This window comes from Ectopseudomonas khazarica, from assembly GCF_004521985.1.
GTDB classification, from domain to species: Bacteria; Pseudomonadota; Gammaproteobacteria; order Pseudomonadales; family Pseudomonadaceae; genus Aquipseudomonas; species Aquipseudomonas khazarica.
This window is the reverse complement of the sequence record NZ_SBHZ01000012.1, coordinates 96,522-122,623: the sequence shown is the minus strand read 5'-3', so window position 1 is coordinate 122,623 and position 26,102 is coordinate 96,522. Positions and strand designations below refer to the sequence as shown.

The 26,102-nt window shown below is 63.1% G+C and carries 27 protein-coding genes and 1 tRNA gene; 9 read left to right on the top strand and 19 right to left on the bottom strand.

The window, feature by feature from the left end:
- The first annotated feature begins 183 nt into the window (after positions 1–183).
- Positions 184–1,587, top strand: coding sequence for an MBL fold metallo-hydrolase RNA specificity domain-containing protein (locus EPK82_RS16645; RefSeq protein WP_134677363.1), 1,404 nt, complete (start codon positions 184–186; stop codon positions 1,585–1,587).
- A gap of 82 nt (positions 1,588–1,669) precedes the next feature.
- Complete coding sequence (locus EPK82_RS16640; RefSeq protein ID WP_037047305.1) at positions 1,670–2,749, top strand: LOG family protein; 1,080 nt, start codon at positions 1,670–1,672, stop codon at positions 2,747–2,749.
- A 72-nt stretch (positions 2,750–2,821) separates the two neighbouring features.
- Here EPK82_RS16640 and nadA read toward each other — a convergent pair whose 3' ends face one another.
- The 16 genes from nadA to aspS form a co-directional block, all read right to left on the bottom strand.
- Positions 2,822–3,880 (bottom strand): quinolinate synthase NadA, encoded by a 1,059-nt coding sequence (nadA, locus tag EPK82_RS16635; RefSeq protein WP_037047304.1) that lies wholly within the window; start codon positions 3,878–3,880, stop codon positions 2,822–2,824.
- 141 nt (positions 3,881–4,021) lie between these two features.
- Positions 4,022–4,097, bottom strand: a tRNA-Lys gene (locus EPK82_RS16630).
- 58 nt (positions 4,098–4,155) lie between these two features.
- Positions 4,156–4,830: a 7-cyano-7-deazaguanine synthase QueC gene (gene queC / locus EPK82_RS16625; RefSeq protein WP_134677361.1), complete on the bottom strand. Its 675-nt coding sequence runs from the start codon at positions 4,828–4,830 to the stop codon at positions 4,156–4,158.
- 2 nt (positions 4,831–4,832) lie between these two features.
- Positions 4,833–5,480, bottom strand: a complete 648-nt coding sequence (gene queE, locus EPK82_RS16620; RefSeq protein ID WP_134677359.1) for a 7-carboxy-7-deazaguanine synthase QueE — start codon at positions 5,478–5,480, stop codon at positions 4,833–4,835.
- Positions 5,481–5,701: 221 nt separating this feature from the next.
- A complete protein-coding gene (gene ybgF, locus EPK82_RS16615; protein ID WP_134677357.1) occupies positions 5,702–6,511 on the bottom strand; it encodes a tol-pal system protein YbgF in 810 nt (269 codons plus the stop codon).
- A gap of 6 nt (positions 6,512–6,517) precedes the next feature.
- Positions 6,518–7,015: a peptidoglycan-associated lipoprotein Pal gene (pal, locus tag EPK82_RS16610; RefSeq protein WP_037047296.1), complete on the bottom strand. Its 498-nt coding sequence runs from the start codon at positions 7,013–7,015 to the stop codon at positions 6,518–6,520.
- Between the two features lie 55 nt (positions 7,016–7,070).
- A complete protein-coding gene (tolB, locus tag EPK82_RS16605; protein WP_037047293.1) occupies positions 7,071–8,369 on the bottom strand; it encodes a Tol-Pal system beta propeller repeat protein TolB in 1,299 nt (432 codons plus the stop codon).
- Between the two features lie 5 nt (positions 8,370–8,374).
- On the bottom strand, positions 8,375–9,328 hold the full coding sequence (gene tolA, locus EPK82_RS16600; RefSeq protein ID WP_134677355.1) for a cell envelope integrity protein TolA: 954 nt from the start codon (positions 9,326–9,328) through the stop codon (positions 8,375–8,377).
- Positions 9,328–9,780: a protein TolR gene (gene tolR / locus EPK82_RS16595; RefSeq protein ID WP_037047288.1), complete on the bottom strand. Its 453-nt coding sequence runs from the start codon at positions 9,778–9,780 to the stop codon at positions 9,328–9,330. The genes tolA and tolR overlap by 1 nt, the downstream gene beginning before the upstream one ends.
- Positions 9,781–9,795: 15 nt before the next feature.
- Positions 9,796–10,491 (bottom strand): protein TolQ, encoded by a 696-nt coding sequence (tolQ, locus tag EPK82_RS16590; protein ID WP_037047286.1) that lies wholly within the window; start codon positions 10,489–10,491, stop codon positions 9,796–9,798.
- 20 nt (positions 10,492–10,511) lie between these two features.
- Positions 10,512–10,946, bottom strand: coding sequence for a tol-pal system-associated acyl-CoA thioesterase (gene ybgC / locus EPK82_RS16585; RefSeq protein WP_134677353.1), 435 nt, complete (start codon positions 10,944–10,946; stop codon positions 10,512–10,514).
- A gap of 53 nt (positions 10,947–10,999) precedes the next feature.
- Entirely contained in the window at positions 11,000–12,052 is a 1,053-nt protein-coding gene (ruvB, locus tag EPK82_RS16580; protein WP_134677351.1) for a Holliday junction branch migration DNA helicase RuvB, read from the bottom strand.
- Positions 12,053–12,136: 84 nt separating this feature from the next.
- The gene (ruvA, locus tag EPK82_RS16575; RefSeq protein ID WP_134677349.1) at positions 12,137–12,742 is read right to left on the bottom strand and encodes a Holliday junction branch migration protein RuvA; all 606 of its coding nucleotides are present in this window, start codon (positions 12,740–12,742) and stop codon (positions 12,137–12,139) included.
- An 18-nt stretch (positions 12,743–12,760) separates the two neighbouring features.
- Positions 12,761–13,285, bottom strand: a complete 525-nt coding sequence (ruvC, locus tag EPK82_RS16570) for a crossover junction endodeoxyribonuclease RuvC (RefSeq protein ID WP_047592699.1) — start codon at positions 13,283–13,285, stop codon at positions 12,761–12,763.
- A 149-nt stretch (positions 13,286–13,434) separates the two neighbouring features.
- Positions 13,435–14,184 carry a YebC/PmpR family DNA-binding transcriptional regulator gene (locus EPK82_RS16565; RefSeq protein WP_134677347.1) on the bottom strand — a complete coding sequence of 250 codons (750 nt, stop codon included), beginning with the start codon at positions 14,182–14,184 and terminating at the stop codon, positions 13,435–13,437.
- A gap of 169 nt (positions 14,185–14,353) precedes the next feature.
- Positions 14,354–16,129: an aspartate--tRNA ligase gene (aspS, locus tag EPK82_RS16560; RefSeq protein ID WP_037047271.1), complete on the bottom strand. Its 1,776-nt coding sequence runs from the start codon at positions 16,127–16,129 to the stop codon at positions 14,354–14,356.
- Between the two features lie 192 nt (positions 16,130–16,321).
- Here aspS and EPK82_RS16555 point away from each other — a divergent pair, with 192 nt between their 5' ends.
- From EPK82_RS16555 to EPK82_RS25215, 4 genes are all read left to right on the top strand, one after another.
- A complete protein-coding gene (locus EPK82_RS16555) occupies positions 16,322–17,440 on the top strand; it encodes an HD domain-containing phosphohydrolase (RefSeq protein ID WP_134677345.1) in 1,119 nt (372 codons plus the stop codon).
- 339 nt (positions 17,441–17,779) lie between these two features.
- Entirely contained in the window at positions 17,780–18,250 is a 471-nt protein-coding gene (locus tag EPK82_RS16550; protein WP_037047267.1) for a Dps family protein, read from the top strand.
- Positions 18,251–18,346: 96 nt separating this feature from the next.
- Entirely contained in the window at positions 18,347–19,414 is a 1,068-nt protein-coding gene (locus EPK82_RS16545) for a GGDEF domain-containing protein (protein ID WP_167494367.1), read from the top strand.
- A 173-nt stretch (positions 19,415–19,587) separates the two neighbouring features.
- On the top strand, positions 19,588–20,193 hold the full coding sequence (locus EPK82_RS25215) for a cold-shock protein (RefSeq protein ID WP_037047261.1): 606 nt from the start codon (positions 19,588–19,590) through the stop codon (positions 20,191–20,193).
- Positions 20,194–20,233: 40 nt separating this feature from the next.
- On the opposite strand, the gene EPK82_RS16535 is transcribed toward EPK82_RS25215, so the two are convergent.
- Together EPK82_RS16535 and EPK82_RS16530 are read right to left on the bottom strand one after the other, a co-directional pair.
- Positions 20,234–20,440, bottom strand: a complete 207-nt coding sequence (locus EPK82_RS16535; RefSeq protein ID WP_037047258.1) for a SlyX family protein — start codon at positions 20,438–20,440, stop codon at positions 20,234–20,236.
- Positions 20,437–20,868, bottom strand: coding sequence for an HIT family protein (locus EPK82_RS16530; protein WP_134677341.1), 432 nt, complete (start codon positions 20,866–20,868; stop codon positions 20,437–20,439). The genes EPK82_RS16535 and EPK82_RS16530 overlap by 4 nt, the downstream gene beginning before the upstream one ends.
- A gap of 655 nt (positions 20,869–21,523) precedes the next feature.
- On the opposite strand from EPK82_RS16530, the gene EPK82_RS16525 reads away from it, so the two are divergent.
- Positions 21,524–22,789, top strand: coding sequence for an OprD family porin (locus EPK82_RS16525; protein WP_037047253.1), 1,266 nt, complete (start codon positions 21,524–21,526; stop codon positions 22,787–22,789).
- 69 nt (positions 22,790–22,858) lie between these two features.
- Here the strand turns inward: EPK82_RS16525 and EPK82_RS16520 are convergent, their stop codons facing one another.
- A complete protein-coding gene (locus EPK82_RS16520) occupies positions 22,859–23,266 on the bottom strand; it encodes a PaaI family thioesterase (protein WP_134677430.1) in 408 nt (135 codons plus the stop codon).
- 143 nt (positions 23,267–23,409) lie between these two features.
- On the opposite strand from EPK82_RS16520, the gene EPK82_RS16515 reads away from it, so the two are divergent.
- Both EPK82_RS16515 and EPK82_RS16510 read left to right on the top strand, forming a co-directional pair.
- The gene (locus EPK82_RS16515; protein WP_134677339.1) at positions 23,410–25,125 is read left to right on the top strand and encodes a proline--tRNA ligase; all 1,716 of its coding nucleotides are present in this window, start codon (positions 23,410–23,412) and stop codon (positions 25,123–25,125) included.
- Between the two features lie 20 nt (positions 25,126–25,145).
- A complete protein-coding gene (locus EPK82_RS16510) occupies positions 25,146–26,102 on the top strand; it encodes a hypothetical protein (RefSeq protein WP_134677337.1) in 957 nt (318 codons plus the stop codon).

Here is a 26,102-nt window from a genome sequence, read left to right as displayed (position 1 = left end):
CGCATCCAACAAGTAAATCAGACGACCGAACACAGCCCGGCCACTCGGACGAACGGCAGCGCTGCGGGATGACTATGCTGAGTGAAGGTAGCGCTGCACGCCCGGACGTCGGCTGATCTGCGTCAAGCCTCACCACGCGCAGAGCCGGCAGACTCGAGCCATCACCACGACAAGGATAGAACCATGGCCCTGCTCACCTTCATCGGCGCGATCCAGCAAGTCACCGGCTCCTGCTACCTCGTGGAAAGCCGCGACGGCGCCAGGGTACTGCTCGAATGCGGCATGCATCAGGGCCGCCGCCAGGAGCAGGAACAGAACCACAGCCGCTTTCCGTTCGACCCGGGCAGCCTGGATGCCGTGGTCATCTCCCACGCCCACCTCGATCACAGCGGCCTGCTTCCGCGCCTGGTGGCGGAGGGTTACCGCGGCCCGATCCACGCCACCGAAGCCAGCTGCGAGCTGCTCGAGCTGATGCTGCTGGACTCCGCCTTCCTCCAGGAAAAGGACGCCGAGTGGGAGAACCGCTGGCGGGCGCGCCAGGGCAAGCCTGCCGTTCAACCGCTATACACTCAGGCCAACGCGGAGCAGGCGCTCAGCCAGCGACGGCCGCATGCCTACGGCGAAGCGGTCGAGGTCGCCAAGGGCATAACGGTGACCTTTCACAATGCCGGCCACATTCTCGGCTCGGCGATCGTCGAGATGCAGGTGGAGGATCATCACCTGCAGCGCCACCTGGTGTTCTCCGGCGACCTGGGCAACACCTGCTCGCCACTGATGCAGGCACCTGCGCACCTGAACCGGGCGGACGTGCTGCTGATGGAGTCGACCTACGGCGACCGTGACCACCGCTGCAGCGAGGACACCCTGGAAGAGCTGGCCGCGATCCTGCAGCAGGCACACAACGAAGGGGGTAACGTGCTGATTCCGTCGTTCGCGGTCGGCCGCACCCAGGACCTGATCTACTACCTCGGACGCTTCTACCAGGAGGGCCGCCTGCCGCAGCAGGCGGTGTTCCTCGACAGCCCCATGGCCATTCGCGCCAACGCCATCTACAGCCGCTTCCACGACCAGTTCGCCGCCCCGGACCGGGCGGCACTGGCGGCCAAGGGGGTGAAACGCATCGAGGACTGGCTGCCCGTGCTGCGCTGCACGCCGACGGCCGAGGAATCGATGGCGATCAACCGGATCAAGAGCGGCGCGATCATCATCGCCGGCGCCGGCATGTGCAATGGCGGGCGCATCGTCCATCACTTCAAGCACAACCTCTGGCGCGAGAACTGTCACCTGATCTTCCCCGGCTTCCAGGCCAAGGGCACGCTCGGCCGCCTGATCGTGGAGGGCGCCGAGACGGTCAAGGTGCTGCACCAGCGCATCGCGGTGAAAGCCAAAGTACATACCCTCGGCGGCTTCTCCGCCCATGCCGGGCAGTCGCAGCTGCTCGACTGGGCCAGCCGGTTCGAACACCACCCGGAGCTGTACCTGGTGCACGGTGAACTGGAGAAGATGCAGGCGCTGCAGCAAGCCCTGCGCGAACGGCTGAACTGGATCGCCAACATTCCCGAACCCAGCGAGCAGATCGCCCTGTAGCACCGACAGCGAAACGCCAACCTGGCTGTGGCAAGCTGTGGGCATGTGAACCGGGAACCCGCCGGACCAGAGGAGAACGCGCATGCCCTATGAACCGGATGACTATCTGTCGCGTCACGTGCAGACCAGCGAAGTCGACCTGAGCAGCAGGGTCGACGAACTGGTGGCACTGGCAGCGCCAGGCAACAGCCCCAACCTGCCGCTGTACCGGGAAATGTTCACTACCGTGATCCACATGGCCCAGGCGGATCGCAACCGCTGGGACGCCAAGATCATGCTGCAGACGCTGCGCGAGATGGAGCATGCCTTCGGCGTGCTGGAGCAACTGAAGAGGCGCCGCAAGGTCACGGTATTCGGCTCGGCACGCACTCCTGCCGATCATCCGCTGTATCAGCAGGCTCGCGAACTGGGCGCCTTGCTGGCGCGACGCGACCTGATGGTGATCACTGGCGCCGGTGGCGGCATCATGGCGGCGGCCCACGAAGGTGCCGGTAGCGAGAACAGCCTGGGCTTCAACATCACCCTGCCCTTCGAGCAGACGGCCAATGCCACGGTGCGCGGCAGCCACCAGTTGCTGTCGTTCCACTTCTTCTTCCTGCGCAAGCTGTTCTTCGTCAAGGAGGCGGACGGCCTGGTCCTCTGCCCGGGCGGCTTCGGCACGCTCGACGAAGCCCTGGAAGTGCTGACGCTGATCCAGACCGGCAAGAGCCCACTGGTCCCCGTGGTGCTGCTCGACCAGCCGGGGGGCAGCTACTGGAAAGACGCGCTGGGCTTCATTCGCCGCCAGCTCGAAGGCAACGGCTACATCCTGCCCACGGATCTGAACCTGCTGCACCTAGTCCACAGCGCCGAGGAAGCGGTGGATGAGATCGCGCGGTTCTACCGCAACTTCCACTCCAGCCGCTGGCTGAAGGAGCGCTTCGTGATTCGCCTCAACCACCCGCTGAGTGACGCGGCACTGGCGCAGCTGCACGACAGTTTCGCCGGGCTGTACAAGGAAGGCGGCTTCGTCCAGCAGCCGTACTGCGAGCAGGAGCGCGACGAGCCGGAACTCTGCCACCTGACTCGTCTGGCCTTCGCCTTCAACGGCCGGGACTACGGCCGCTTGCGTGCGCTGCTGGACTTCGTCAACGAGCCGGCGAACTGGGCATCACGCCCGTAGCCCGGATGCAATCCGGGTGACACACAGCAAAAAGCCCAGCACTGGCTGGGCTTTTTCGTTGGCAGCACAGGCTCAGGCGTTGCCTGCCACCTTCATGCGCGCCGCCTGGGTGAAATCGAGCATGCGCTTGAGCGGCTTGATCGCCTTGGGAATCAGCGCCGGGTCGACCTGAATCTCCCCGGAGCCTTCGCGCAGCCCGGTCAGCACACGCTCCAGGGTGTTCATCGCCATCCACGGACAATGCGCGCAGCTGCGGCAGGCCGCGCCATTGCCGGCCGTGGGCGCCTCGATGAAGGTCTTGTCGGGGCACAGCTGCTGCATCTTGTAGAAGATGCCACGGTCGGTGGCGACGATGAAGGTGGAGTTCGGCAGGGTCTGCGCGGCCTTGATCAGCTGACTGGTGGAACCCACCGCATCGGCCAGCTCGACCACGTTCTGCGGCGATTCGGGGTGCACCAGGATGGCGGCATCCGGGTACAGCGCCTTCATGTCCAGCAACTGCTTGGACTTGAATTCCTCGTGGACGATACAGGCACCGTCCCAGAGCAGCATGTCGGCGCCGGTTTCGCGCTGGATGTAGTTGCCCAGGTGCTTGTCCGGCGCCCAGATGATGGTCTCGCCGTTGTCCATCAGGCTCTCGACGATTTCCAGCGCGCAGCTGGAGGTCACCACCCAGTCGGCACGCGCCTTCACCGCCGCCGACGTGTTGGCGTAGACCACCACGGTGCGCTCCGGGTGCTGGTCGCAGAACGCGCTGAACTCGTCTACCGGGCAACCCAGGTCGAGCGAGCAGGTCGCCTCCAGCGTCGGCATCAGCACGCGTTTTTCCGGATTGAGGATCTTCGCCGTCTCGCCCATGAACTTGACCCCGGCCACCACCACGGTCTGCGCCGGATGCTGATTGCCGAAACGGGCCATCTCCAGCGAGTCGGAGACGCAGCCCCCGGTCTCCTCGGCCAGCGCCTGGATCACCGGGTCGCAGTAGTAGTGCGCCACCAGTACGGCGTTCTGCTTCTTCAGCTCGGCGGCGATCTCACGGCGATAGAAGGCCTCCTCTTCGGCCGTCAGCGGCTTGGGCTGCTTGGCATCGAGGTGGGCCTGAACCAGAAGGCGTTCGGAAATCTGCGACATATCTCAAACCTGTGGCGCTCGTACGCGAGCCGCGAGTATACACCCTGCTCTGCGCAGCTACTGCCACACTCAGGACACGGACCTGGCCGGGGGCTTTTTCAGGGCAAAAAAAAGCCAGTCTTGCGACTGGCTTTTGCGATTTGGTGGGTCGTGTAGGATTCGAACCTACGACCAATTGGTTAAAAGCCAACTGCTCTACCAACTGAGCTAACGACCCAACGCGAGGCGCATGATACTGATTTAATTCAGGAAATCAACACTCTGCGAAAAATTTTTCAGAAATAGCGGGTAGCGTCGGGCACACCGGCCGCAACGAAACCGGCCGCACGCAGCCGGCAGCTGTCGCACTTGCCGCAGGCGCGGCCGTCGTCATCGGCCTGGTAACAGGACACGGTCAGCGCATAATCCACACCCAGGCGCATGCCGGCCTGGATGATTTCGCCCTTGCTCATCTGCTGCAGCGGAGCGCGAATGCTGAAGCCCTGCCCCTCTACGCCGGCCTTGGTGGCCAGGTTGGCCATGCGCTCGAAGGCCTCGACGAACTCGGGCCGGCAATCGGGATAGCCGGAATAGTCCACGGCGTTGACGCCGATGAAGATGTCGCGTGCTCCGAGCACCTCGGCCCAGCCCAGGGCGAGCGCCAGGAACACCGTGTTGCGCGCCGGCACGTAGGTCGCCGGGATGCCCTCGGTCGGTGATTCGGGCACGGCGATGCTGCTGTCCGTCAGGGCCGAACCGCCGATGCCGTTGAGATTGAGGCCGATGACCTTGTGCTCGACGACGCCCAGCTGCTGCGCCACGCGCTCGGCCGCCTGCAGCTCGGCGCGATGGCGTTGCCCATAGTCGAAACTCATGCTGTAGCAGCTGTAGCCCTCGGCCTTGGCCATGGCCACCACCGTGGCCGAATCCAGGCCGCCGGAGAGAAGAATTACCGCTTTCTTGTCACTCATGCTCAATGTCCCGGCTCGTCGTTCCAGAGAATCTTGTGCAGCTGCAGCTGCAGGCGTACCGGCAGGTTGTCCGTCACTATCCAGTCAGCCAGCGCACGCGCATCGACCTGCTTGTGGCTGGGCGAGAACAGCACCTCGCCGGCACGTGCAGCCAGGTCGTGCTGGATCAGCCTGGATACCGCCCAGTCGTAGTCCTCGCGCGAGCAGATGACGAACTTGACCTGGTCGTTGCGCGTCAGCCATTCGATGTTCTCGTAGCGATTGCGCTGCACCTCGGCCGAACCCGGGGTCTTCAGGTCGAGCACCTTGCTCACCCGTGGATCGACGGCCGAGACATCGAGCGCGCCGCTGGTTTCCAGCGACACCTCGTAGCCGGCGTCACAGAGTTGCTGCAGCAGCGGCAGGCAGTTGGGCTGGGCCAGCGGTTCACCCCCGGTGACGCAGACATAACGCGGTTTGTAGGCCGCGACCTGGGCCAGGATGCTGTCCAGGCTGACGACTTCGCCGCCACTGAAGGCATAGACGGTGTCGCAGTACTGACAGCGCAGGGGGCAGCCGGTCAGGCGTACGAATACCGTCGGCAGGCCGGCGGTACGCGTCTCGCCCTGCAGCGAGTAGAAAATCTCGGTGATGCGCAGGGTTGCTTGCATAAATAGCCACGGGCGTGATGACGAAACAGGCCATCCGCCTCCGTTGCGGGAAAGACGATGGATACAGGCAGTAAAGCCCGATCCGGCAATGGCGCCAGCGCAGGAACATCAGCCGAGCTGAAACCCCGCGTGCGACGCGCCGCGCATTCTAAAGGAAGTCGCTCGCGCAGATAAGCAAAACCCGCGACAAGCGCGGGTTCGTGGCCAAGCGATGGTGCGCCTTACAGACGCTGCAGGTCGCGCTGCGCCAGTTGTGCGGCAGAGCTGCCCGGATACTGGGCAATCACCTGCTGGAGAATGCCCCGCGCCTTGTCGTTGTTACCCAGGCGACGCTCGACATCGGCCAGCTTGAACAGCGAATCCGGCACCTTGGAATGGCTGGGGTAGGCCTGGCTGACCTTGGCGAAGGCCTTGCCGGCAGCCTGCAGGTCACCCTTGGCCAGGTTCACTTCACCCAGCCAGTACTGCGCGTTGCCGGCGTACTGGCTGTTGGGGTAACGATTGAGGAACGCAGTGAATGCCTGAGACGCCTTGTCGAAGTCCTTGGCCTTGATCAGGTCGAAGGCGGCGTCGTAGTAGAGCTTTTCCTTGGCCGGATCGGCCGCCTCGGCGCTGCCCTGCTGCTGAGCGGCAGGCGGCGTCGGGGTGTCGTTGGCGTTCACCGCGCCATCGGCAGAATTCTGTGCGGGAGTACCACCGGCAGCGGCGCCGGAGGAAAGGCGTTGATCCAGATCCTGGTAACGCTCCAGGCCTTCCCGTTTGAGGCGCTGGATTTCATTCTGCTGTTCTTCCAGCATGCCACGCAGCTGGGCGATCTCCTGCTGCATCTGCTGCAGCTGATTGAACAGCATGCCCTGCGCCGATACCTGGGCACCTGCCCCGGTACCGGCGGAGGCGCCGGCCGTACCATAACCCGCCGGAGGATAGCTGCTGCCTTGCATGGAGCTGCTTTCCAGCACGGGAACTTCCGCCATTGCCACGAGTGGCAAGGCGAGCGTCAGAACGGTCAGAGTACGGCGGCACTTAAGCATGGCAAATTACTTGCGCAGCTCTACGCGACGGTTCTGAGCCCAGGATTGCTCGTCGTTGCCAGTGGCAACCGGACGCTCTTCACCGTAGGAAACCAGCTCCAGCTGAGCCGGGGAAACGCCCTGCAGAACCAGGTAGCGCTGAACGGCCTTGGCGCGACGCTCGCCCAGAGCCATGTTGTACTCGCGGGTACCGCGCTCGTCAGCGTGGCCTTCCAGAACGACGCGGTTGCCGTTGGCTTTCAGGTCCTTGGCGTGTACGTCCAGAGCGCGCATGGCTTCGGCTTTCAGGTCGGAGCTGTCGTACTCGAAGTAGAAGGTGGTGATAGCGCGCAGGGCCGCTTCTTCGCTCAGGCTGCCGTCGACAGCACCGGTGTTGGCGCCGTAGCCGGCGTTCGGGTCTACTGCGCCTTCGCCAGCAGCGTCACCGCCTTTGGAGGAGCAACCTACAGCAACGGCGAGAGCCAGGGACAGCGCAGCGAACTTACCGAATTTCAGCATTTCCATCATGTAACTCCTAATGAACCCCAGTTGTGTTAAGCAAGATTGGTGAAGCGCCGCATCAGTTCAGGTAAGGGGACCAAGAAGGCTCTCGAACTTCGCCTTGAGCGGTAGGAAGAGGGAGCCTCACGCGTCCATTGGTGGACGCCAACATCAAGACTCCCCGGCCCTGCTGGCGGGTGGCGTAGATTAGCATGGCGCCATTTGGCGCAACAGTGGGCGACTCATCCAAACTTGTGTCGGAGAGTATGCGCAGACGGTTGGTTTCAAGGTCCTGGGCGGCGACCTTGAACACGGTGAAACCGTCTTGGCGATGAATCATGACCAGCGTCTTCTCGTCAGCCGACAATTTCGGGTTGGCGTTGTAGTTACCGACGAAGGTGACTCGTTCTACCGCACCGGAATTGATGTTGGTTTTATAGATCTGCGGCTTACCCGCACGATCCGAGGTGAAGTACAGGGTCTGACCGTCCTTGCCCCAGAAAGGTTCGGTATCGATGGCATAATGATTCGTCACGCGGCGAATCTGCCGGCTGCCCATGTCCATCACGTAGATTTCCGGGTTGCCATCCTTGGACAGCACGAACGCCAGGCGCGCACCGTCCGGCGACCAGGCCGGAGCACCATTGAGGCCTTCGAAGTTGGTGATCTGCTCGCGGCGACCGGTATCGATGTGCTGTACGAAGATGCGCGGACGACGCTGTTCGAAGGACACATAGGCGATACGGCGGCCATCGGGGGCGAAGGACGGCGACAGGATCGGCTCACGCGATTGCAGCAGGGTCACCGCGCGCGCACCGTCATAGTCGGAGCGCTGCAGGGTGTAGCGGGTGTTGTTGGTGCCCATGCGCTCGGCAGTGACGTAGAGCAGACGAGTCGAGAACGCACCCTTGACGCCGGTGAGTTTCTCGAACGACTGATCGGCGATGTAGTGCGCCATGTCGCGCAGCTGATCTGTGCCACCGCCGACGTTGCCGGTCACCACCTGTTGTTCGGTGTTGACGTTGAACAGCGCGTACTGCACCTGCAGGCGACCACCGTTGGGCACGATGTTGCCGACCAGCACGTACTGCGCGCCAAGGGCCTTCCAGTCGCGATAGATGACTTCGCTGGCCTGGGTCGGCAGGCTGATCATGTTCTGCCGCGGAATCGGCTCGAAGTAGCCGGAGTTGCGCAGGTCGTTGCCGATGATCTCGGCCATGTCCTGGGGCAGCACGTTGCCGCCCTGCCAACCGAACGGGACGACGGCGATCGGCGTGGCGCGGTCGGCGCCATGCGAGATCACCAGCGGGTCGGCTGCCTGGACGCTGCCGACCAGCATGACCAGCCCCAGCAGGGCGATACGAATCAGGGTATTCACAGAGCTCAATCCTCCGGTTTGAAAATGACGCGGCGCTGCCTGTACAGACGATCGAAGGTAGCGCGATCCAATTGTTGCATCTCGGGAATACGACCAACGTTACGCACGGCGGCCACCGCCGAACTGTCGAAGGCGGCATCGCCGCTGGAGCGCGATACGCTGGCATTGGTGACGGTGCCATCGGGCAGCATCTGGATCAGCAGTTCGACACTCATACCGCGACGCGCCGACATCGGACGCTGCCAGTTCTCGGTAATCAGCTTGATGATCAGATCGTCGAGGTTGCCCGCGACCTGGTCACCATGGGTTTCGGCCAGCGCCTGCTGGTTCTGCACGTTGTCGGAAAGCAGCTCGGCCAGCGCCGCTGCCTTCTGCTCCTCCGCCGCCTTGCGCTTGGCATCCTCGGCCGCTTTCTTCTTCGCGTCCTCGGCTGCCTTCTTCTTCGCTGCCTCGGCAGCAGCGGCCTTCTTCTTGGCCTCCTCTGCCGCTTTTTTCTTGGCCTCTTCAGCCGCCTTCTTCTTCGCTTCTTCCTCGGCGCGTTTCTTGGCGATATCCGCCTGGCGCTTCTGCTCGGCGGCTTTCTCGGCCTCGGCCTTCTTCGCAGCTTCGGCCTTGGCCGCCTCAGCTTTGGCCTGCTCGGCCTGCTTTTGTTCCTCAGCCTTCTTGGCTGCGGCGACTTTCTGCTCCTCGGCTTTCTTCTGCTCCAGACGCTCCGTCTCGAACTGCGGCGCCGAGGTCTTCTGCGCCTCGCCCGCCACCTTCTGCGTGGTCTGGGTGGTGGCCTGGCTCTGCGACTTCAGCTGATACAGCGTAGCCTGCACCACCGGACGCGCCGGCGGCAGCTCCGGGCTGAAGGCGAAGCTGACGAACAGCATGGCGAACATCAGGACGTGCAGACCCACGGCCCAGACGATGGGCCAGAAGTAGCTTTCCGATTGCGAACGCTCGGTTTGCTGCATCAGGGGGCCTCGGTAATCAATCCGACGTTACCGACGTCGGCCTGTTGCAGACCGCCCATGGCCGCCATCACGGTGCCGTAGTCCACCGCCTTGTCACCGCGCACGAAGACCTGCACCTGCTTACCCTGGCGACGGTTCTCGGCAATGATCGCCGTGACGGCCTGGGTCATCTGCTCGAGCGTGGAGGCGCGCTCCTGCTCGGTGTCGACGTCCACTTCGCTACCCATGTTCCAGTAGTAGGTCTTGTCGGCCTTGATGGAGATGGTCAGCACCTGGGCGTCGTTGTCCTGCGGCAGCACTTCGCTGCTGACCTTCGGCAGGTCGACCTTGACACCCTGGTTGAGCATCGGTGCAGTCACCATGAAGATGACCAGCAGCACCAACATCACGTCGATGTAGGGCACCACGTTCATCTCGGCGACCGGTTTGCGTCTGTTGCGAATTCTCGCCATGGCTGAAACCTGCCCTTAGTCTTCCGAGGTGTGCACTTTGCGGTGCAGGATGGCCTGGAACTCGTCGGCGAAGGTGTAGTAGCGGCCGATCAGCATCTCGCCGCGCGCCGAGAAACGGTTGTAGGCGATGACCGCAGGGATCGCGGCGAACAGGCCGATGGCCGTGGCGATCAGTGCCTCGGCGATACCCGGAGCGACGGTGGCCAGGGTGGCCTGCTGCACCTGGGCCAGGCCACGGAAGGAGTTCATGATGCCCCATACGGTACCGAACAGGCCGATGTAGGGGCTGGTGGAACCGACGGTGGCGAGGAACGGCAGCGCGGTTTCCAGCTTCTCCTCCTCACGCGAGATGGCCACGCGCATGGCGCGCGAAACACCATCCATCACGGCGTCCGGGTCGACACCCTGCTGCTGACGCAGGCGCGAGAACTCCTTGAAGCCGGCGCGGAAGATCTGCTCCAGGCCCGAGTCCGGGTCCGGATTGCTGCCCGCCTGGCGATAGAGCTTGGACAGGTCGATGCCGGACCAGAAGCGGTCCTCGAAGTTGTCCAGCGCACGCTTGGCGGCACGCAGGGCACTGCTGCGCTGGAAGATCATGACCCAGGAAATGACCGACGCGGCCACCAGGGTAAGCATCACCAGCTGGACCACCAGGCTGGCATTGCTGATCAGACTCCACATCGACATATGGTCAACGGCGTTAGCTTCCACGCTTACTCTCCTGCTGCAATTTAAGTCCGCGCCTGCGTCCCGGCGAACGCATGTCGCAGGGTTTCGGGGATGGCCCGGGGTTTCAAGTTGTCGGCGCGCACACAGGCCACCAGGAACTGCCCTTCGCAGAGCAGCGCATCATCCGTAGCCCGCCTGACCTGTTGACGAAAACGCAGGCTGGCACGGTTCAATTCGATCACATCGGCGCTGATCAGCAGCTCGTCATCCAGGCGGGCCGGGGCGTGGTAACGCGCTTCGGCCGAATGCACGACGAACAACAGGCCCTCACCGGCCAGCGTCGACTGGGCATAACCCAGCTCACGCAGGCGCTCGGTGCGAGCCCGCTCCATGAATTTGAGGTAGTTGACGTAGTAGACGATACCGCCGGCGTCGGTGTCTTCGTAATAGACCCGACAGCGGTGGCTGAACGGCTGGACTCCGTTTGGCGCGCGCATACTCTATTCCTCGGCCTTTCGCTTGCCAATCCGGCCTGGTAACAATTTTTTCGTCATTCGTCGCCCGCCGCGAACAGGTCGGTGGCAGGCGGCTCGGCCTGGCGTGACGGCGTGTTAAGACCGAAGTGCTGGTAGGCATGCCGAGTCACTACACGCCCACGCGGGGTACGCATCATGTAGCCCTGCTGGATGAGATAGGGCTCGAGCACATCCTCGATGGTGTGGCGCTCCTCGCCGATGGCTGCCGCCAGGCTGTCGAGCCCGACCGGGCCACCGTCGAACTTCTCGATCATCGCCAGCAGCAGGCGACGGTCGGAGTGATCGAAGCCACGTTCGTCGACATCCAGCAGGTTCAGCGCCTGGTCGGCGATCAGCTGGGAGATCTGCCCGGAGCCGCGCACTTCGGCGAAGTCACGCACCCGGCGCAGCAGGCGGTTGGCGATACGCGGCGTACCCCGGGCGCGGCGGGCAATCTCGTAGGCTCCCTTGGCTTCGATGGGCAGCCCCAGAATGCCGGCGGAGCGCGAGACGATGGTGGCCAGGTCGTCGACACCGTAGAACTCCAGGCGCTGGACGATACCGAAACGGTCACGCAACGGGTTGGTCAGCATGCCGGCACGGGTCGTGGCGCCGACCAGGGTGAACGGCGGCAGATCCAGCTTGATCGAACGTGCGGCCGGACCCTCGCCGATCATGATGTCGAGCTGGAAATCCTCCATGGCCGGGTACAGCACTTCCTCGACCACCGGGGAAAGACGATGGATCTCGTCGATGAACAGCACATCGCCGCTTTCCAGGTTGGTCAGCAGCGCCGCCAGATCACCCGGACGCTCCAGCACCGGGCCCGAGGTGCTCTTGATCGAACTGCCCATCTCCTGAGCGATGATGTTGGCCAGGGTGGTCTTGCCCAGGCCGGGCGGACCGAAGATCAGGGTATGGTCGAGCGCTTCCGCCCGCCCCCGCGCGGCCTGGATGAACAAGGCCATCTGCTCGCGCACGACGGGCTGCCCGGTGTAGTCGGCCAGCCGCAGCGGCCGAATGGCGCGGTCCTGCTGTTCTTCACGCTCGCGCGGGCTGGAGGTGATCAGGCGATCGGCTTCGATCATCGAGGTGTTCCACTAAGAGTCCATTGAATTGCGGTGCAGCGTTTTCCACCGGAAAACCGGTGGATGAAAACGGCGTCATCCAGCCTACGCCATGCCGCGCAGTGCGCGTCGGATCAAATCTTCGCTGCTCATGCCATCCTCCTTGACGGCGGCAACCGCTCGACTGGCTTCCTGCGGCTTGTAACCGAGGGAAATCAGCGCGCTGACCGCATCGTTCTCCGCGCTTGAGACTGCCTGGGCCAGTTGAGGTTCCACCACCAGGGGCGCAATGGCAGGGATCGACTCCCAGGCCTTGAAGCGATCCTTGAGCTCCACCAGCAGGCGCTCGGCAGTCTTCTTGCCAACGCCGGGAACCTTGGTCAACGCCGCCGTGTCCTGCGCTTGCACACAGCGCACCAACTCGTCGACCTCCAGCCCCGACATCAGCGCCAGCGCCAGCTTGGGCCCGACGCCATTGAGGCGGATCAACTCGCGGAACAGCTCGCGATCACGCTTTTCATAGAAACCGTAGAGCAGATGCGCATCCTCACGCACCACCAGATGCGTGTGCAGGGTCACCGTCTCACCCTGCGCCGGCAGACGATAAAGGGTCGTCATCGGTACTTCCAGTTCGTAACCGACGCCATTCACATCCAGAAGCAAATGCGGCGGCTGTTTCTCCGCCAGGGTGCCGCGCAAACGTCCGATCACCAGAGATTCCTTAACAGGTTATAAACGAAGACGACCGCCGCGCCGCTTGGCGCTGGCCAGCCCATGGGGAATGAGACTTTGCCGGTGGTGGGCATGGCACAAGGCAATGCCCAGGGCATCGGAGGCGTCGATCTGCGGTTTCTGCACCAGTTTGAGCAGGTGCATGACCATCATCTGCACCTGCTGCTTGTCGGCAGCCCCGGTGCCGACCACGGCCTGCTTGACCTGGGTGGCGGTGTACTCGCTGATTTCCAGCCCCGCTTCGGCGGCCGCGACGATGGCCGCACCGCGCGCCTGGCCGAGCTTGAGCGCCGAGTCGGCGTTACGCGCCATGAACACCTGCTCGATGCCCATGGTCATGGGCCCGTAAGTGGCGATGACCTCGCTGACGCCACGAAAGACGATCTGCAGGCGCTCGGCCAGCGCCCCGTTGCCGGTACGGATGCAGCCGGAAGCCACGTATTCGCACCCCCGTCCGGTGTCGCGTATCACGCCATAGCCGGTGATGCGCGAGCCGGGGTCGATGCCAAGGATCAGGGTCATGTCAGCAACTGTCTATTTATCCAGTTCGCGAGTATACGGCGCGACCCCGGCGCCGTCATCCGCCGGCCCCGTGAAAAGCCGATGGCCCGACAAAAAAGCCGGAAACGCTGTGCACGCTTCCGGCTTTCTGACCAGCACGAACGGGCAGTTCAGCCAAGCTGCTCCATGATCTCGTCCGCGACCTCGGCGTTGTGGTAGACGTTCTGCACATCGTCCAGGTCTTCGAGCATGTCGATCAGCTTGAAGACCTTCTGCGCGGTCTCCAGGTCATCGATCGGCGCGCTGATCGAGGGAATCATGGCGATTTCCGCCTCTTCACCCTTGAAGCCCGCCGCCCCCAGCGCCTCGATCACGGCATGGAACTCGCTGAAGCTGGTCGACACCAGCGCGGCGCCCTCCTCGCCCATTTCCACGTCATCGGCGCCGGCCTCGAGCGCGGCTTCCATCAGTTCATCCTCGTCCACACCCGTAGCGAAGCTGATCTGGCCCTTGCGCTCGAACATGTAGGCCACGGACCCGTCGGTGCCGAGGTTGCCACCGCACTTGCTGAAGGCATGACGGACTTCGGCGGCGGTCCGGTTGCGGTTGTCGGTCATCACCTCGACGATGATCGCCACGCCACTGGGCGCGTAGCCCTCGTAGCTGAACTCGACGACGTTGTCGGCTTCGTTGTTGCCGGCACCACGGGCGATGGCACGGTCGATGACATCACGCGACATGTTGTTGGTCAGCGCCTTGTCCACGGCCAGGCGCAGACGCGGGTTATCGGCAGGAATCGGGCCACCGTGCTTGGCGGCCACGGTCAGCTCGCGAATCAGCTTGGTGAAGATCTTGCCGCGCTTGGCGTCCTGACGCCCCTTGCGGTGCTTGATGTTGGCCCATTTGGAATGACCAGCCATAACTCACTCCATCTTTTTCAAAACAAACTACAACCGGCACAAGCCGAGATGAGAGCCGTCGCGAGCGCAGGTCAGGCAAGGCGGGAAGAGGTGAGAAAGCGCAGTTTGCTGAAGCAAATGAGCATTTCGAACCTCTTTCCAACGCAGCATGACCAAGCGCAGCAGGTTATCACTCGGCTTTGGGTTGCTCGCGCAGGCGGATGTGTAGCTCGCGCAGCGACTTGGCGTCCACCAGCCCTGGCGCCTGGGTCATGACGCAGGCCGCGCTCTGGGTTTTCGGGAAGGCGATCACTTCGCGGATCGACTGTGCACCGGTCATCAGCATCACCAGGCGATCCAGGCCGAAGGCCAGGCCACCGTGGGGCGGCGCACCGAACTTCAGCGCATCGAGGAGGAAGCCGAACTTCTCTTCCTGCTCCGCTTCGCTGATGCCCAGCACCTCGAAGACGGCCTGCTGCATCTTCTTGTCGTGGATACGGATCGAACCGCCACCCAGCTCGGTACCGTTGAGCACCATGTCATAGGCGCGCGACAGCGCGGCGCCCGGGTTGGCCTTGAGCTCTTCCGGGCTGCACTTGGGCGAGGTGAACGGGTGGTGCATGGCGGTCAGGCTGCCATCGTCGTTTTCCTCGAACATCGGGAAGTCGACGACCCACAGCGGCGCCCACTCGCAGGTCAGCAGGTTCAGGTCGTGACCCAGCTTGATGCGCAGCGCGCCCAACGCCTCGGAGACGATCTTGGCCTTGTCGGCGCCGAAGAACACGATATCGCCGTCGACGGCACCGACGCGATCGAGGATCACGTTGATGTTGTCCAGCGGGATGTTCTTGACGATCGGCGACTGCAGGCCTTCGACACCGGCGGCACGCTCGTTGACCTTGATGTAGGCCAGGCCCTTGGCGCCGTAGATGCCGACGAACTTGGTGTAGTCGTCGATCTGCTTGCGCGGCATGCTCGCCCCGCCCGGTACGCGCAGCGCGGTGACGCGGCACTTCGGATCGTTGGCCGGGCCGGCGAAGACCTTGAATTCGACGTCCTTGAGCTGGTCCTCGACATCCACCAGCTCCATCGGGATGCGCAGGTCCGGCTTGTCCGAACCGAAGCGACGCATGGCCTCGGCCAGGGTCATGTGCGGCAGCGTGTCGAACTCGACGTCCAGCACTTCCTTGAACAGGTTGCGCACCATGGTCTCGGTGATGTCCATGATGTCTTTTTCATCGAGGAAGCTGGTCTCGATGTCGATCTGGGTGAATTCCGGCTGACGGTCGGCACGCAGGTCTTCGTCGCGGAAGCACTTGGCGATCTGGTAGTAACGGTCGAAGCCAGCGACCATCAGCAGCTGCTTGAACAGCTGCGGCGACTGCGGCAGGGCGAAGAAGCTGCCGGCGTGGGTGCGGCTCGGCACCAGGTAGTCGCGAGCGCCTTCCGGCGTGGCGCGGGTCAGGATCGGCGTTTCCACGTCGAGGAAGCCGTTGTCATCGAGGTAACGACGGATGCTCGAGGTGATGCGCGAACGCAGCTTGAGCTTCTCGGCCATTTCCGGACGACGCAGGTCGATGAAGCGGTAGCGCAGGCGGGTTTCCTCGCCCACGTCGGTGTACTCGTTGAGCGGGAACGGCGGGGTTTCCGCTTCGTTGAGGACCTCCAGTTCGTAACCCAGCACCTCGATGGCGCCACTGGCCATGTTGGCGTTGCGCGCGCCTTCCGGACGCAGACGCACCTTGCCGGTGATCTTCACCACGTATTCGCTGCGCACGCGGTCGGCCTTGGCGAAGGTCTCGGCACGATCCGGATCGAACACCACCTGGGCCAGGCCTTCACGGTCACGGATATCGAGGAAGATCACCCCGCCATGGTCGCGACGACGGTGTACCCAGCCGCAAAGGGTGATTTCCTGGCCATCCAGGCTCTCGTTCAACTGGCCGCAATAGTGGCTGCGCATCATGATCGTGTTTCGCTTCTCTAAGGTCTGGGATAGGTCAGGCAGCCCCCAACGCCTTGGGCAGGAGCCACATCGCGGCGAACGTCCACGCCGCGCTTCGATAAAGAGCGGGATTATATAGCGTAAATCGCCGAGACGCAGCCGCCCGGCAAGAGCCTTCTATAATGAACGGGGCCGCCACCGTGGAGAATCGCCATGGCCACGCCCCACCACACCGATTTGTCCAGCGACCTGCTGGAAGACTTCCGGCTCGACGCTGCGGAGCAGTTCCCGCGTTGCGAGCAGCTGCTGATCGAGCTGGAGCAGGCACCGAGGAGCACGGAGCGGCTGCGCGAGCTGTTTCGCCTGATACATACGCTCAAGGGCAATCTCGGTTACGTCGACCTCAACCAGCTGATGCCATTGCCGCAGGCGATGGAAGACGTGCTCGACGCCCTGCGTTCGGGGCGCCTGAGCTTCGACAGCCTGCTGGGCGACATCCTCCTGCTCTGCCTCGATCACCTGCGCGCCCTGGTGGACCAGGCACTCGACGGAGCGGACGCGCCCCTGAGCGCGGCCCAGCTCGATACGCTGTGTCAGGCCCTGCACGCCCTGGCCATGGCGCCCGCCGGGCAACAGACCGAGGTGCGCCGCGAGCTGTTGCTGCACATGGACCCGAGCACCCGCCTGCAAGCGCCCCCGTCAGCCGAACCCAGCCAGACCGAAGCGCTGCTGGTTCGCCACGGCATCGCCATCCACCCCGACCTGCAGTTCTTCTGCGCCCTCACCGAGGCCGCCGAGCAACGTTCCAGCTACTGGCAAGGACGCAACCTGCGCCTGCTCGAACTGGCACTCAGCATGAACGCGGCCGGCGCCAACGCGGAACGCCCCGAGCAACTGGCAGCGGCCGTGTGCCTGCATGACCTCGGCATGGCCTTCCTGCCCCTGGATCTGCTGCACAAGCAAAGCCACTTCAGCCGCGAGGAGCGCCGCCTGATGCAAGGCCACCCGCGCCTGGCCAGCGAACTGCTCAAGCGCATGCCCGACTGGGCTGCGGCCATGGAGATCGTTCTGCAGCACCAGGAACATGCGGACGGCAGCGGCTACCCCAAGGGGCTGCGGGAAATGGAGATCACCCCAGGCGCACTGATCCTGCATATCGTCGACACCTTCGATGCACGCACCCACGAACGCGCGCACCAGACCCTGAGCAAGCGCCCGCTACTGCGCGCCATTCTCGAGATCAACAACCTCGCCGGCCAGCAGTTCAGCCGTCACTGGGTGGAGGTGTTCAATCGCACGCTGCAACAGCGCCCCGGCCTGGCGCACCCCTGATCGCCGGGGCAGAGCCATAGTGCTGTTCACATGGGAAGTGGTCGGACGCGATCAGCCCCCACGCCCCCCTTGGGGAGAGGGGGAAACCGGCCGTTTTGCGGCAGTTTCAGCCCTCTCCCCCAGCCCCTCCCCCATGAATGGGCGAGGGGAGCCCAAAATGAACAGCATCAGGCGCAGAACCAGGCCATTTGGTCATAAGAAATGAACTGTGCGCGCTCGATAGCTTCTAAACATCGCTTTCATTGACAGAAGCCAAGATTATTCTCGGATCCTGCATGTTAGGCTCGTCCCAACATTGCGGAACAGACTTCCCCAGGCCCACCTGAAAGGAGAAAGATCATGGAAATCAACATCGGAATCGCTGAACAGGATCGCGCCGCCATCGCCGAAGGCCTCTCGCGCCTGCTGGCCGACACCTACACTCTGTACCTGAAGACCCACAACTTTCACTGGAACGTCACAGGCCCGATGTTCAACACCCTGCACCTGATGTTCGAGGGGCAGTACACCGAACTGGCCCTGGCAGTGGATGCGATCGCCGAGCGTATTCGCGCACTGGGCTTCCCGGCCCCTGGCACCTATGCCGCCTACGCCCGCCTCTCCTCGATCAAGGAAGAGGAAGGCGTTCCCAGCGCGCAAGAGATGATCAAGCTGCTGGTACAGGGTCAGGAAGCCGTCGTGCGCACCGCGCGCAACATCTTCCCGCTGCTGGACAAGGTCAGCGACGAACCCACCGCCGACCTGCTGACCCAGCGCATGCAGGTGCACGAGAAAACCGCCTGGATGCTGCGTAGCCTGCTGGCTGCCTGAACATCCCTGAGGCCCGGTAATCCGGGCCTTTTCATTAGGCACGCCGCCTCGCTCTGATCTATGCTCTGGCCAATCGCCAATGAGTTCCCGCGCCCCATGAGTCAACCAAGCAGACCGCCAAGCATCATCGAGCTGTATCCGGAGGAAACCCGCAAGGCGGCTTCGCTGCTGAAGCAGGCCGTACCCCTGATGATGCGCCACGACATACCGCCGAACCCGGTGCACTACGCGCTGTGGTACACCTACAGCCGGGGCAGCGAACCGGAACTCAATCGGCGCATGGACAAGGCGGTGGAAGACTTCGATGTCTTCCCGACGGAGACCGCAAGCCGGCTGTTCCGCGACTACATCATCCGCGGCGAGCTGGAAGAGGCACGTGCCGGCCAGCAGCAGGTGATCGAACTGGTCGACGACATCGAAGACGACGTCTCGCACAGCGTCATCGGCAGCCAGCACTACCAGCAGAGCCTGAGCCAGGGCCTCAGCGCCCTGCAGGAACCGATCATCGACGACCTGCCCAGCGTCCTCAACGACCTGCAGGAAAGCACCCAGCTGATGCAGGATCAGCAGGAGAAATTCCTCTATCGCCTGCGCGCCGCGCAACAGGAGATCACCCATCTGCGTGGCCAGCTGGAGCGCGCGCACATGGCCGCGACGCTGGACAGCCTGACACGCGTCTTCAACCGCCACGCCTTCACCCGCCTGCTGGAGCGCGCCCTCGCGGAGTCCCAGCAGGGCCTGGCGCTGGTGATCCTGGATATCGATCACTTCAAGCAGTTCAACGACCAGTACGGCCACCCGCTCGGCGACCGGGTGTTGCAGCATGTCGGCCAACTCCTGCGCGACCTGCTGCCTCCCGGCGCCTTTGCGGCGCGCTACGGTGGCGAGGAGTTCTGCGTGGTACTGCGCGACCGCAAGGGTTTCAGCGAAGTGATCGAGTTCGCCGAACAGCTGCGCAACAAGATCCAGTCGCTGCGCATCAAGGTCAGGCGCACCGACCAGGTCCTGGACAGCATCACCGCGTCGTTCGGCTGCGCGATGGCCGAGGCGGAAGACGACTTCGAGTCGCTGCTGACCCGAGCGGACGATGCGCTCTATCAAGCCAAGCGCAGCGGCCGCAACCAGGTCCACCCCGCCAAGAGCGAAACAATGCTAAGCGCTTGATTTGAGAAGCCCCCGCCTTTGCTGTTAAATAGGACGGCACGCCGCATTATCACCCTGCGGCGGCGCCGACCTTGCTCCACAGGCGCCCAGGATGACCGTTCGACTGGCCATCCACAGCGTGCGCTCCCTCCGCAACACCTTGAGTCATCATTCAATCAGTGAGTTCGTCCAACATGTTGAAGATTGCCCATTTCGTGACAGGGTTTGCCGCCCTGCTGCTGTCTGCCGTTCCCGGTTTTTCCAGTGCGTTCCTCGCCACACCCGATGCCATCTATCTGACCCTGATCGGCCTGCTCAACCTGCTTGCCGCAGCGCAACAGAACACGCCTGCCCCGCGCCAGCAACTGGCCAACCTGTCATCGGCACTGCTGATCCTGGCGGCCGTGGTGCAGAGCCTGATCCTGCTCGCCCCGCTACCCAACATCGGCGGCCAGCCGGCGATCTGGCTGCCACTACTGACCATCGGTATCGCGGTAGCCTTCCAACTGACCGCCCAGCTGAATCCGCAACCGCGTGACAGCCAGCCACGCGCCGTCGCACAGCACAGCGCCAGCCAGGAAGACCGCGAGACCGGCACGGTGAAGTGGTTCAACACCTCCAAGGGCTTCGGCTTCATCTCCCGCGACTCGGGTGAGGATATCTTCGTGCACTTTCGCGCCATTCGCGGTGAAGGCCACCGCGTCCTGATCGAAGGCCAGCGCGTGGAGTTCTCGGTAATGCAGCGCGACAAAGGCCTGCAGGCAGAAGATGTGATCGCTGCCGCGCCCTCACGGCGCTGAAGACGACAAGAAAAAGCCCGGGAAACCGGGCTTTTTCATATCAGTAGTGCGGTGGCGGTGCTTCGTCCTCGGCAATGCCGACCTGGCCGTTCAACTCCTCCTGGCGACGCGCCAGCGCTGTCAGTTGCAGCTGCATGCGCTCGATGCGCCTGTTCTGCTCGACCAACTCGTCGCTCAGCGCCTGGATGGTGTCGTCCTGGAAGGCCAAACGACTTTCCAGCTCCATGATTCTGGCTTCCAGGCTCATGCCAGGCCTCCGGCAAACTGGAAGTCCTCGGTCAACACCAGACGCAACTTGTCGATGATCTGGCGTATCTGCGCGTCCCCGTAAGGCCTGGCCGGCTGCCGCCCCCAGACGGGTGCCGGCCACGCCGCGTCATCACGTCGCCGCACGATGACGTGCATGTGCAACTGGCTGACCACGTTACCCAGCGTCGCCACATTCATCTTGTCGGCGGCGAAGGTATCCTTGAGGGTCTCGGCCAGCAACGAAGTCTCCTGCCACAACTGACGCTGATCGGCGCCATCAAGCTGAAAGATCTCGCTGACCTCTTCACGCCGGGGCACCAGAATGAACCAGGGGTAGCTGGCGTCGTTCATCAACAGCAAGCGACAGAGAGGAAAGTCTCCGACCAGCAGGCAGTCCTGCTGAAGACGTGAATCCAGGGTGAACATGATGTTTTCCTCCTTTACCCGACCCTATCAAGCTTAGCGCCAGCCACACCCGGCGCGATGGCGCGCAGCATACGCAGGGTCGCGCGACAATTCACCCGCAAGCGTCGCACCAGTACAAGGCACGTCACAGGCACCCGCACCGTCGGCGTGCACCATTTTGTTTCCTCCCGTAATACCTCGCCTCAAGCGTTACCGCGACGCCTCACCACAGTGCACCCTTCGCACCGGGAGAAAACGCCGCAACCGCCCACGCAGGCGACAGGCAAGCCCACAGAATGCAACGCCCACGCAGCCGCGCGTGGGGTTCGCACCGGGAAATCACGTTTTTGCAGAATCCCTGGCGTTTTGAGCACGACTTTTGCTAACTGTCAGAGCAATGCCCGGCACGCCGTGCAGTCGATCAATAACAGCGGTACCAGGCAACCCAGAACCGCGAGAGCGTCGGCATAACGCAACGCAAGTGAAGATCTACAGATTTGCGACATCCTTCATTACGCCATGCGACACCGTTCTGAACGAACCCGCAATGAATAGACTGCAACTATCGCCATAATTGGCTGCGTGCTATAAGTTACCGCCGACACAAAAAGAAAGAGCCGCCCATACAATAAAATAGTGGGCAGCGCAACTCTTCTAAACCAAAGGAGCAATCACGATGCAAGTGATGAAGTGGAGCGTAATCGCCCTGGCAGTCGCCGCGGGCACTTCCCAGATGGCAGTGGCATCCAGCCAGTCCGAGTCGAACGGTTTCATCGAAGATAGCAGCTTCAACATCTTCAACCGTGCCCTGTACATGAACCGTGACTTCCGTAATGGCCCGAACAGCAATAGCTCTTCCGCCAACCGGGCCGGTTACCGTGAAGAGACAGGTCTGGGCATCCGCCTGCTGTATGAGTCCGGCTTCACCCAAGGCACCGTAGGCGTCGGCTTTGACGCTCACTCCCTGAGCAGTATCAAAATTGACAGCGGTCGTGGCCGCGTTGGAAACGGCCTGTTCGCCACAACCGACGATGGTCGCGCAGACGACACCCAGACCGAAGTTGGCGGCGCCATCAAGTTCCGTATCTCCGATACCGTTCTGAAATATGGCAGCCAGTTCGTGGCCAGCCCGGTGTTCTCCACCGACGACAGCCGTATCCTGCCTGAAGTTGCCACCGGTACTTACCTGGTCAGCAACGAAATCAAAGGCCTCGAGCTGAGCGCTGGTCGTTTCACTGCCATGAGCAGCCAAACCGGCTCCAGCCGCGATGACATCAACGGCAAAGGCGAGTCTGGCCTGAAGTACGCAAACATCGTGGGCGCCTCCTACTCCTTCACCGACGATCTGAGCGCGGCTTTCCACGCGTCGGATGTAGAAGACTACTGGAAGAAGTACTACGGCAACGTCAACTACAACTTGGCGCTGGCTGAAGAACAAGCTCTGAACTTCGACTTCAACATCTACAAGACCGACTACGACAAGCAGTACACCAACACTACCAGCGATGAAGACAACACCATCTGGAGCCTCGCGGCTGCCTACTCGATGGGTGCCCACACCTTCACCCTGGCTCACCAGCGCTCCTCCGGCGACCGTGGCTACGACTACGGCGTAGACGGCGGCGGCACCATCTGGCTGGCCAACTCGGTTCAGTACTCCGACTTCAACGCCGAAGACGAGAACTCCTGGCAAGCTCGCTACGACATCAACATGGCGTCCTACGGCGTTCCGGGCCTGAGCTTCATGAGCCGCTACATCCGTGGTACCGGTGCTGACAGCTTCACCGAGCGCGAACTGGACCTCGAAGCCAAGTACGTGATCCAGGAAGGCGCGGCCAAGGACCTGTCCTTCCGCATTCGTAACGCCTTCTACCGCAACAACACCCAGGGCGACGTCAATGACTTCCGCCTGATCGTCGAATACCCGCTGAGCGTTCTGTAACGACTGCGTGATTCGACAACAAAGAAACCCGGCCTAGGCCGGGTTTCTTTTTATAGGCAGGACGCCGGGTCAGATTGGCAAGGCGTATGTCCCGGTCACGTGGGCCACCAGCTCAGCCTCGTTCCCCGCCGAATACAGCGAAACCTCACAGACGGCCTGGCGCCGACTCAAGCGCAGGATGCTCGCCTCGGCCAGCAGGTCCACCGGCTGAGGTTTGACCAGGAAGTTGATGTTGAGATTGGAGGTCACCGCCATCTCCACGCGCCCCAGACGCCCCAATACCACGGCGTACATCGCCGCATCGCCCAGCGCCATGATGGTCGGCCCCGACAAGGTGCCGCCCGGACGCACCAATTTGGCATGAAAGGGAACCCGCGCCAGCACCCCCGCCTCGTCGAGCCGGTCGATACGCAGGTCGATGTCCTCGGCCATGGGCAACCCGGCCCGAATCAATGTCTGAACCTCACGCGCAGTCAGTCCCACAGCATCGCCCTCCTGGATTAACGCAGCGCCGCGCCCAATGCCGGTCGCAGTACCTGCAACCGTCCTGTACGCCACTGTACAGGCACCGTACAATGCCGGCCTACTCCAAGCCCTAGCAACCGACAGAACGGCCAAACATGCGTACCAGTCAGTTCCTGCTCTCGACCCTGAAAGAAACTCCCTCCGACGCCGTGGTGATCAGCCACCAGCTGATGCTGCGTGCCGGCATGATCCGCAAACTGGCCTCCGGCCTGTACACCTGGCTGCCGATGGGCCTGCGCGTGCTGCGCAAGGTTGAGAACGTGGTGCGCGAGGAAATGAATGCCGCCGGCGCGCTGGAAGTGCTGATGCCGGCCATCCAGCCCGCCGAACTGTGGCAGGAATCCGGTCGCTGGGTGCAGTACGGCCCCGAGCTGCTGCGGGTTCATGACCGTCATGACCGCGAGTTCTGCGTCGGTCCGACCCACGAGGAAGTGATCACCGATCTGGCGCGCAACGAGCTGAACAGCTACAAGCAGCTGCCGATCAACTTCTACCAGATCCAGACCAAGTTCCGTGACGAGATTCGTCCGCGCTTCGGCCTGATGCGCGGTCGCGAGTTCATCATGAAGGACGCCTACTCCTTCCATGCCGACCAGGCGTCGCTGCAGGAAACCTACGACCGCATGCACCAGGCGTACTGCAACGTGTTCAGCCGCCTGGGCCTGGACTACCGTCCGGTGCAGGCCGACACCGGCTCCATCGGCGGCACCGGCTCGCACGAGTTCCACGTACTGGCCGAATCCGGTGAGGACGACATCGCGTTCAGCACCGTCTCCGACTATGCCGCCAACATCGAGAAGGCCGAGGCCGTGCCGCGTGAAAGCGCGCGCGGCGCCGCGACCGAGGAAATGCGCCTGGTCGACACCCCGGACACCAAGACCATCGAGGCGCTGGTCAACGGTTTCGGCCTGGCCATCGAAAAGACCATCAAGACCCTGGTGGTGCACGCCGCCGAGGAAGGCAAGCTGATCGCGCTGGTGGTACGTGGTGACCACGAGCTGAACGAGATCAAGGCCGCCAACCTGGAACTCGTTGCCAGCCCCCTGCAGATGGCCAGCGAGGCCGAGATTCGTGCCGCCATCGGCGCCGGCCCCGGCTCGCTGGGCCCGGTCAATCTGCCGATTCCCTGCGTGATCGACCGCAGTGTCGCCCTGATGAGCGACTTCGCCTCGGGCGCCAACATCGAGGACAAGCACTACTTCGGCGTCAACTGGGAGCGCGACCTGCCCCTGCCCGCCGTCGCCGACCTGCGCAATGTCCTCTCGGGCGACCCCAGCCCGGACGGCCAGGGCACCCTGGAGATCAAACGCGGCATCGAGGTCGGGCACATCTTCCAGCTGGGTACCAAGTACAGCGAAGCGATGAACTGCCAGGTGCTCGGCGAGAACGGCAAGCCGGTGACCCTGAGCATGGGCTGCTACGGCATTGGCGTATCGCGTGTCGTGGCCGCCGCCATCGAGCAGAACTTCGACGAGCGCGGCATCCGCTGGAACGACGCCCTGGCGCCCTTCCACATCGCCCTGGTACCGCTGCGCTACGAAACCGAGCAGGTGCGCGAAGCCACCGACAAGCTGTATGCGCAACTGACCGCAGCGGGCTTCGAGGTGCTGCTCGACGATCGCGACAAGAAGACCAGCCCCGGCATCAAGTTCGCCGACATGGAGCTGATCGGCATCCCGCATCGCGTGGTGGTCAGCGATCGCGGCCTGGCAGAGGGCAACCTCGAGTACAAGAGCCGCGCCGAAACCGAGCCGCAAGCTGTACCGCTGGCGGAAATCCTGTCCTTCCTGCAAGCCCGTATCAGCCGCTGATCACGTAGCACCGAGACATCATGCACACGAGCAACAACCTTCGCCTGACTGGCGCCGCACTGTGCGGCTCCCTCTTTCTCAGCGGCTGCGCCAACCAGCTCCCCCAGCGCAGCGAGCATGAGGAGCGTATCGAGCGCAAACTGCTGGATCACCAGTTGCAGATCGATACGGGCGAGCCCAAGGTGCTGGAGCTGCCGCAACGGCGTATCCGCGTGCATGACCAGAAGAGCTACGAAGTGACCGCATTCGAGGTCACGCGCCGTTACGACCGCTATACGCCCTATCAGCCCTGGCGCGAGCTTTACGAGGTGCCGGTGGGGGCCGTCGCGGTCGTGGCCGGCGTCGGCGCCAACGTGCTCAACGTGGTGCTGCTCGGCAGCCTGCCGGAAACCGCGACCCGCGACTGGGTCAGCTACGGCATGGCGGGCCTGAATCCGTTCATGAACGTGGAATCCAACGGCCGTGCCGAGCAGAACCTGGCGAGCATCGAGGAGCTGCAGCGCGATCGGCGCATGGAGTACACCAACCTGCCCTGGGCCGAGAGAGCGGTACAGGTCCAGGCCGGGGAGCAACGCTTCGAGCTGCTTACCGACAGCACCGGCGTGCTGCGTCTCAATCTGCTGGACAGCCCGTTCACCGAGCAGGACATCACGCGACTGAACCTGTTGCAGCTGAGCGTCGAGGAACGGCTGGGCGACGACCTGGCCCGCGCCGAAACGACCCTGATGGTCAGCCACACCCTGCGCGGCAAGCTGCGCGAGGCGCACGACCTGATCTTCGACGACCTCGAAGGCGATGATGTCGCCCAGTGGGTGCACCGGGTCAAACGCCTTTCCGATCTGGGCCTGGAGGAAGAAGCCAGCGAGCTGGAGCAGAGCCTGATCGAACTGACCCGCAACGACCCCGAGCTGCAGGATGCCTTCCTCAAGGCTCTGCTCAAGGATGCCGGGCGTCTGGCCGCCGACCCGGCCAACTGA

Bases quoted from the DNA above. Each gene is read 5' to 3' on its own strand.
- EPK82_RS16645 (WP_134677363.1), top strand. From the start codon at position 184: ATGGCCCTGCTCACCTTCATCGGCGCGATCCAGCAAGTCACCGGCTCC.
- EPK82_RS16640 (WP_037047305.1), top strand. From the start codon at position 1,670: ATGCCCTATGAACCGGATGACTATCTGTCGCGTCACGTGCAGACCAGC.
- nadA (WP_037047304.1), bottom strand. From the start codon at position 3,880: ATGTCGCAGATTTCCGAACGCCTTCTGGTTCAGGCCCACCTCGATGCC.
- queC (WP_134677361.1), bottom strand. From the start codon at position 4,830: ATGAGTGACAAGAAAGCGGTAATTCTTCTCTCCGGCGGCCTGGATTCG.
- queE (WP_134677359.1), bottom strand. From the start codon at position 5,480: ATGCAAGCAACCCTGCGCATCACCGAGATTTTCTACTCGCTGCAGGGC.
- ybgF (WP_134677357.1), bottom strand. From the start codon at position 6,511: ATGCTTAAGTGCCGCCGTACTCTGACCGTTCTGACGCTCGCCTTGCCA.
- pal (WP_037047296.1), bottom strand. From the start codon at position 7,015: ATGGAAATGCTGAAATTCGGTAAGTTCGCTGCGCTGTCCCTGGCTCTC.
- tolA (WP_134677355.1), bottom strand. From the start codon at position 9,328: ATGCAGCAAACCGAGCGTTCGCAATCGGAAAGCTACTTCTGGCCCATC.
- tolR (WP_037047288.1), bottom strand. From the start codon at position 9,780: ATGGCGAGAATTCGCAACAGACGCAAACCGGTCGCCGAGATGAACGTG.
- ybgC (WP_134677353.1), bottom strand. From the start codon at position 10,946: ATGCGCGCGCCAAACGGAGTCCAGCCGTTCAGCCACCGCTGTCGGGTC.
- ruvB (WP_134677351.1), bottom strand. From the start codon at position 12,052: ATGATCGAAGCCGATCGCCTGATCACCTCCAGCCCGCGCGAGCGTGAA.
- ruvC (WP_047592699.1), bottom strand. From the start codon at position 13,285: ATGACCCTGATCCTTGGCATCGACCCCGGCTCGCGCATCACCGGCTAT.
- EPK82_RS16565 (WP_134677347.1), bottom strand. From the start codon at position 14,184: ATGGCTGGTCATTCCAAATGGGCCAACATCAAGCACCGCAAGGGGCGT.
- aspS (WP_037047271.1), bottom strand. From the start codon at position 16,129: ATGATGCGCAGCCACTATTGCGGCCAGTTGAACGAGAGCCTGGATGGC.
- EPK82_RS16555 (WP_134677345.1), top strand. From the start codon at position 16,322: ATGGCCACGCCCCACCACACCGATTTGTCCAGCGACCTGCTGGAAGAC.
- EPK82_RS16550 (WP_037047267.1), top strand. From the start codon at position 17,780: ATGGAAATCAACATCGGAATCGCTGAACAGGATCGCGCCGCCATCGCC.
- EPK82_RS16545 (WP_167494367.1), top strand. From the start codon at position 18,347: ATGAGTCAACCAAGCAGACCGCCAAGCATCATCGAGCTGTATCCGGAG.
- EPK82_RS25215 (WP_037047261.1), top strand. From the start codon at position 19,588: ATGTTGAAGATTGCCCATTTCGTGACAGGGTTTGCCGCCCTGCTGCTG.
- EPK82_RS16535 (WP_037047258.1), bottom strand. From the start codon at position 20,440: ATGAGCCTGGAAGCCAGAATCATGGAGCTGGAAAGTCGTTTGGCCTTC.
- EPK82_RS16530 (WP_134677341.1), bottom strand. From the start codon at position 20,868: ATGTTCACCCTGGATTCACGTCTTCAGCAGGACTGCCTGCTGGTCGGA.
- EPK82_RS16525 (WP_037047253.1), top strand. From the start codon at position 21,524: ATGCAAGTGATGAAGTGGAGCGTAATCGCCCTGGCAGTCGCCGCGGGC.
- EPK82_RS16515 (WP_134677339.1), top strand. From the start codon at position 23,410: ATGCGTACCAGTCAGTTCCTGCTCTCGACCCTGAAAGAAACTCCCTCC.
- EPK82_RS16510 (WP_134677337.1), top strand. From the start codon at position 25,146: ATGCACACGAGCAACAACCTTCGCCTGACTGGCGCCGCACTGTGCGGC.